This is a genomic window from Methylomonas sp. BG-2 (assembly GCF_057766305.1).
On record NZ_JBYMAP010000021.1, the window covers coordinates 21,376 to 27,787 of the forward strand.

Below are 6,412 nucleotides of genomic sequence, written 5' to 3' on the forward strand. Positions count from 1 at the left end.
CACCGAACCGGAGACGCGGGCGCATGGGACGGCGCGCGGCCGTCCGCCCGGAACAGGGACGGAAGAGAAGAAAAACGCGTTAGACCGACTTGCGCCGACCGGCGTAAAGCAGCCCCATCACGGCGGAACACATCGTCCACGCCGCCGCCGGTAACGGCACGGTAACGCCGCCAACATCCGGAATAGGCGAGACATCCGCCGCCGGCGCCTTGCGGCGCGGCGTATCGGTAAGCGTCAACAAAAAAACGTTATCCAGCCAGATTTGCGCGGCGCTTTCGCCGCCCAGACCGGCATGCATCAAACGATCGCCGCGAAACCGGTAGACCCCGGACCAAACGCCGTTCGCATCGATAAGCTCCGGCCGCCGTGGGCCGGCCGCGATGGTAAAGGCCGGCCGTTGCAAGGCCGCGCCGCTCTCGGATAATAAACTCCATCGCTCGAAATCTTGCCGGTCGAACAGCTCATCCGAAATCTGGAAATGATGAATTTGGTCGGTCGGTAGCCGGCTATTGGCCTCGGCGGTATCGGTGGCCAGCAGCCAGCCGATAAAAACAACGGTCCCGAATCTGACCATACGATCTCCATAAATTAAAATCACGTCCTTGTGTGACCCACATCCTGTCTCGTACGTTACCAACCCAAGCCGCCGGCGACGCAGCCTGGCCCGGTAACGCACGTCAAACAGAATACGCAATCCGCATGAAGACCAGCTGGGGAGCAAATTAAAAAATGGTGAAAACCGGATTAAAGTTTGCCGACCGAATCCGCCGCTGAATCAAGCGGCAACACGGCGGCGGTATGCCAGAAACCCGACCACTCCAACCGCCGCCGCGCCGAGCAGGGGCACGATCAGGCCGGAATCGGCCACCGCGCCGCCGGCGGTTTCGTTCGGATATTTGAATTTGACCAAAACGCCGAGTTGCGGGTCGGTGACATTGATTGCAATCGCCTTGGCGCCGAGATTGGCCCATTGCACTTCGCTGCCGTCGAACGGTTTGTTGTTGCGGGTATCCTTGTTGACGATGTGCGGAAACAGCGGCGTCACCGCAAGCTGACTGCCGGCCAGTTGCCGGGCCAATTCCTGCTCCAGTTCGGGCGTGGTCTTGCCGTCGGTCTTGATCGTCACCGGCCGTTGGCCGTCGATTTCGATTTCGATTTCGCCGTGCGAACCGCTTTGGTTCTTCTTGGACGTAAAGCCGTCGAGATACTCGACGTCGGCGGCGTACACCAAGTCGAGCGCCACCCGCACGCCGGCGGCGCCGAACGCGCGGTCGCCCGCGCCGTAACGCATTTTTTGGTTGGTGTAGTCCCTGACGATGATATTGGTCAGCGCGTAGCCAGCTCGATTGGCGATAGCCAATTCGGGCTGACCTTCCGGTTGGTTGACGGTAATCCCGCGCCAATTGGGATCGAGTTGAATCATGCCGTCCTTGATCGCGGTCAGCAGCTTTTTGGTAACCGCGACCGGCGCCGCGCCTTCGAACTTGGCCGGATTCAAAAAGCTCAGCCCGGTGGCGCGATAGAGCTCGCCGCCGTCGATACGCCACTCCGCCGTATATGAAAACAGCGCATCGCCGGCCTTGGTCGGAATGTCGTTAAAGAGGTGCAAGCGGTCTTGTCCGGCCGGCGTCGTAGCGAGCGCGGCGGCGGGCAACAGGAGGGCAGCGAATGCGAGCTTGAAGAATGATTTCATAACGAGTGATGGTTTCCGGTAAAAGCGGCCACGTTAACACACCGGCTTCCGCTCGGAAAATCTTGTCGTATCGATCCGATTTTGCTTGCCGATGGCGCGGGCAAGATCGGACACGGCGACCGCCCATCCCCGGCTTAACCGTCGTTCGTCCTGCGACAGGTTCGGGACGAACGCTCAAGCCTTCACTCAACGATATCGCGACTCACGGCAGATGGCTCCTAAGCCCCGCGGCGATGAAAGCCTGCGTGAATTGCTCCGCGCTGACCGGCCGGCTGAACAGATAGCCTTGTAGCGAGTCGCAACCTTGCGCGGTTAAGAAGGTGAGTTGCTCGCCGGTTTCCACACCCTCGACCACCACCGACAACCTGAGCTCGTGGGCCAGCGCGACGATCGCCCTGACCAGGGTTTTACTGTCGTCGTCGGATAAATCGATCACAAAGGAACGGTCGATTTTGACGCTCTGGACCGGAAACCGGTGCAGATAGGTCAGATTGGAATAGCCGGTACCGAAATCGTCTATGCTCAGCCGTACGCCCAATGTCTGAAACTGGCGCAGCACCTGCAGCGTGCTTTCCGGGTTTTGCATCACCGCCGACTCGGTAATTTCCAGTTCCAATGCATTCGGATTCAGGCCGGTTTCGCTCAGGGTATCCTTAACCGTTTGGAACAAATTGGCTTCCAAAAACTGGCGAGCCGAGACATTCACCGCCACGCTGGCGAACGGCCCGCCATTTTCGATCCAGGCCTTGGCCCGCAGACAGGCTTCGCGCAATACCCAGGCGCCGATAGGCACGATCAACCCGGTTTCCTCGGCGACGGTGATGAAGCGATCCGGGTAAACCAGTCCCCATTCCGGATGCTGCCAGCGCACCAAGGCTTCCGCGCCGGTCGCCAAGCCGCTGACGCTGTCGATCTGCGCCTGAAAATGCAAACGCAATTCTTGTTCGGCCAGCGCCCGCCGCAAACCGCGTTCGACGGTCATGCGTTCCAGCGAGCGTTCCGTCATCGTCGCCGTATAAAATTGATAGTTGTTCTTGCCGCGTTCCTTGGCCAGATACATCGCGGTGTCGGCGTTCATCAGCAGCGTGTGGCTGTCCTTGCCGTCGTCCGGAAACACGCTGATGCCGACGCTGGCGGTGACCACCAGATCGTTGCCTTCCAACGCGAACGGTTGAGTTAGGCTGTCGATGGTCTTCTGAGCGATCCGCGCCACATCGTCGCTGTGCGTTATGTCGTTCAGCAATACGATGAATTCGTCACCGCCCAGCCTGGCCAACACGTCGTTGGCGCGCACGGTACTTTTCAAACGGTCGCTGGCCGCTTGCAGCAACAAGTCGCCCAAGCGGTGGCCCAAGGTGTCGTTGATCAGCTTGAAGCGGTCCAAATCCAAAAACATCAGCGCCAGCTTGCCGCCGTGACGGCGCGCCGATGTTAGTGCCTGCGTCAGCCGGGTATGGAATTGATCGCGATTCAGCAACCCGGTGAGCGGGTCGTGATTGGCCAGGTAAATCAGTTGCTGCTCGGCGTATTTACGGTTGCTGATATTCTGGACCTGCAGGATGAAATACTGCGGATCGCCGGACGGAGCGCGTACCAGCGATGCGCTCAACAGCGTCCAAACCCGCTTGCCGACGGTTTTGTGCAGGCATTCCAATTCGATTTGAAACGTCGGCCGCTCGTCGGCCAACAATTGATGGAAATACTGGTCGAGCAGGGTATGCGGCTCGCCGTCCGGCATCAGCATCCGCAAGCGGCCGCTCAGCAGCTCCGCCCGGCTGTAACCGAAGGTTTCGCACAGCGCGTTATTGACTTGCAGAAAACCGTCGTCCAACGAGACCAAGGCCATGCCGATCGCGGCCATCTCGAACGAGCTGTGAAAGCGTTCTTCGCTTTCCCGCAGCATATTTTCCATTTTTCGGCGAGCGGTGATGTCGCGAAATACCATTACCGCGCCGAACAAAGTGCCGTCGTCGTCGATGATGGGCGCGGCGCCGTCGTCCACCGGAAACTCGGTTCCCGCCGGATTGACGAGTATCGCGGCCCGTTCCAGCGCGGTCACTTCCAAGCTCTTAAGCGTGTGCGTAATCGGATTTTCAACGACGCTACGGTCGGTTTCGGAAACCAGAGTCATTAATTCGGTTACTTGCCGGCCCTTGGCCAGCTCCAGCTTTGCGCCGGTCGCGGCCTCGGCGACCGGGTTCATAAACCGGACCCGGCCCTCGGTATCGGTGGCGATCACGGCGTCGCTGATGCAATGCAGGGTTTTGCCGAACCACTGCTCGCTTTCCTTGAGCTTGCGCTCCAGCTGGTGTTTGTACAAAGCCACTTCGATCGACGCATGCAGTTCGTCCGGCCGAAACGGCTTGATCAAATATCCGTAGGCGCCGGTGGCTTTCGCGCGCGCCAACGTGGCCGGATCGCTGTAAGCGGTCAGGAAAATCACCGGAATCCGCAACGATTCGACGATGGCTTGCGCGGCGCTGATGCCGTCCATGTCACCCTTCAACACGATGTCCATCATCACCAAATCCGGTTTATGCTGGTTGGCTAGCGTAATCGCCTGGCCGCCGGAAAACGCGGTCGCCACCACTTGGTAGCCGAAGCCCTCCAGCTGTTTGCGGATATCCATCGCAATGATGCCTTCGTCTTCGACAATCAGGATTTTGCTGGTTTGCATTATCGCCCCCTGGTTAATGCGGATGCTCCGGAAAGCGCAGCGTGAACGCCGAGCCGGCGGTCCGGTTTATGTCCATCCCGCCCAGCAATTGGTGGCTCAAGGTGTCCACTAATTGCAAGCCCAGCGAGCCGGTGTTTTTAATGTCCAGCGCCTCGGGAAGGCCGACACCGTTGTCGGCGATGGTCAGACTGTATTCGCCCCGCCGCAGACTGAAATCGATGCGAATTCGGCCCGCGCGATGGTCGGGAAAGGCGTGCTTCAGTGCGTTGGACAGCAATTCGTTGATGATCAGGCCGCAGGGAATCGCGGTATCCACGCCGAGAAACACATTGTCGATGGCCATTTCGATCGCGATGTTGTCGGAATGCGCGCCATAGCCGAATACCAAATGATCGACCAGACTGCGAATGTATTCGTTGAAATCGATTTTCGCCAAATCCTTGGATTGATAGAGCTTCTCGTGCAGCAGCGCCATGGCCTTGATGCGATCGGCGCTTTGCTTGAGCAGATCGGCGGTCTCGGCGTTGGTCACGCCGGCGGCTTGCAGGCTGATCAGACTGGAGACCACCTGCAGATTGTTTTTGACCCGATGGTAGACTTCCTTCAGCAGCACCTCTTTTTCGGTCAGCGCCTGCCGCAAGCGGTCGTGGGCGTGTTTGCGTTCGGTGATATCGACGATCGAGCTCAGCACGATGGTGCCGTTCTCGTCATCGATCAGCCCCAGGCCGATCTCGACCGGAAACTCGCTACCGTCCTTGCGTAAACCGAACAAATCCCGGCCGGCGCCCATCGGCCGCGACACCGGATTAGCCAAATAGGCCTGACGGGCCGCGACGTGTCCGCCGCGAAAGCGTTCCGGGATCAGCATCTCGACCGGCTGCCCCAGCAACTCGGCGCGCGAATATCCAAACGATGTTTCGGTTTGAGCGTTGACCATCAACATGGTGCCGGACTCGTTAACCATGACGATGGCGTTCGGCGCGGATTCCACTGCCTGGCGAAACCGATGTTCCAGGCGTTTGCGCGCGGTGATGTCGACGATGGAACTCAGCACCAGGGTTTCGTCGTGGCTGTCGATCAGGCCCAAGCCGATCTCGACCGGAAATTCGCTGCCGTCCTTGCGCCGCCCGTACAAGTCGCGGCCGGCACCCATCGGCCGCGATACCGGTTCGGCAAAGTACGCTCGGCGAAAATCGGGGTGGGCCCCGCGAGAGCGCTCTGGCACCAACATTTCCACGGCCCGGCCGATCATTTCGGCGCGGGCGTAACCGAACGACAGCTCGGTCTGGGCGTTGACCATGACGATGGTACCGGATTCGTTAACCATCACGATCGCGTTCGGCGCCGCTTCCACCGCCTGCCGAAACCGGTTCTCAAGGTGCTGATATTCGGAGATGTTCTCGTGGATGACGATTGCCGCGGCCAAGCCCTGATCGGGAAAGCGGGCGACTTTCCCGGTAAACCAGAGTTGACCGGCGGCGGTGCGATAGGCGTATTCCAATGAAAACGCCGGCCGCGTGCCGTTCAACACCGACAAGATGCCGTCGTAAAACGCCTTGCCGCCTCTTTCGTTGGTGAGGCCGGCGGCGAGCAACTCCGCATAGGGTTGGCCGCGTTGCAGAACCGGCTTGGCGCCGGCGTGCTCGCGGTCGAACGCCAGCCAGGCTTCGCTGACCTGTACGACTCTGGCCTCGGCGTCCAATATGCAATATTGCTTGGCCAACGCCGCCAACACAGCGGCTTGGAAAGGAGCGGTGTTTTCCGGCTGCGGCGTGGACGACATTCCAGACACCTCTAACTGGCTGTAAGAGTTGCTAATGATAGATCATCGATTCCATTCGAACACAAATAAATCCGCCGCGGCTGAAATCCGCTCCAAAAAGAGCCGTTGACGAGTCTTGCGGGCCGTTCGTGCGATGCAGAAGGCTGGGCGCAACGCAGGGAGCCGTTGCCGAGAGCAACGTCGAAGCCTGAACGGCTCGCAATACACTCACCCAACGGCTGAATGAAAAATCCCGCCCGCCCTTCGACAAGGCTCTCCT

5 protein-coding genes are annotated in these 6,412 nt (G+C 59.5%); all 5 read right to left on the reverse strand.

What is annotated here, in order from left to right:
- Positions 1–79: 79 nt before the first annotated feature.
- Positions 80–574 carry a hypothetical protein gene (locus tag AC3B8H_RS03480; protein ID WP_488440230.1) on the reverse strand — a complete coding sequence of 165 codons (495 nt, stop codon included), beginning with the start codon at positions 572–574 and terminating at the stop codon, positions 80–82.
- Positions 575–775: 201 nt separating this feature from the next.
- Positions 776–1,693, reverse strand: a complete 918-nt coding sequence (locus AC3B8H_RS03485; RefSeq protein WP_488440231.1) for a hypothetical protein — start codon at positions 1,691–1,693, stop codon at positions 776–778.
- Positions 1,694–1,895: 202 nt separating this feature from the next.
- The gene (locus AC3B8H_RS03490; protein WP_488440232.1) at positions 1,896–4,370 is read right to left on the reverse strand and encodes a GGDEF domain-containing response regulator; all 2,475 of its coding nucleotides are present in this window, start codon (positions 4,368–4,370) and stop codon (positions 1,896–1,898) included.
- Between the two features lie 13 nt (positions 4,371–4,383).
- Positions 4,384–6,153, reverse strand: coding sequence for a PAS domain S-box protein (locus AC3B8H_RS03495; protein ID WP_488440233.1), 1,770 nt, complete (start codon positions 6,151–6,153; stop codon positions 4,384–4,386).
- Positions 6,154–6,164: 11 nt separating this feature from the next.
- Positions 6,165–6,412, reverse strand: a 248-nt coding sequence (locus AC3B8H_RS03500; protein ID WP_488440234.1) for a hypothetical protein, incomplete at its 5' end; no start/stop codon positions are given.

What these genes read in the sequence shown, in the direction of transcription:
- AC3B8H_RS03480 (WP_488440230.1), bottom strand. Translation starts at nt 574, where the DNA reads ATGGTCAGATTCGGGACCGTTGTTTTTATCGGCTGGCTGCTGGCCACC.
- AC3B8H_RS03495 (WP_488440233.1), bottom strand. Translation starts at nt 6,153, where the DNA reads ATGTCGTCCACGCCGCAGCCGGAAAACACCGCTCCTTTCCAAGCCGCT.
- AC3B8H_RS03490 (WP_488440232.1), bottom strand. Translation starts at nt 4,370, where the DNA reads ATGCAAACCAGCAAAATCCTGATTGTCGAAGACGAAGGCATCATTGCG.
- AC3B8H_RS03485 (WP_488440231.1), bottom strand. Translation starts at nt 1,693, where the DNA reads ATGAAATCATTCTTCAAGCTCGCATTCGCTGCCCTCCTGTTGCCCGCC.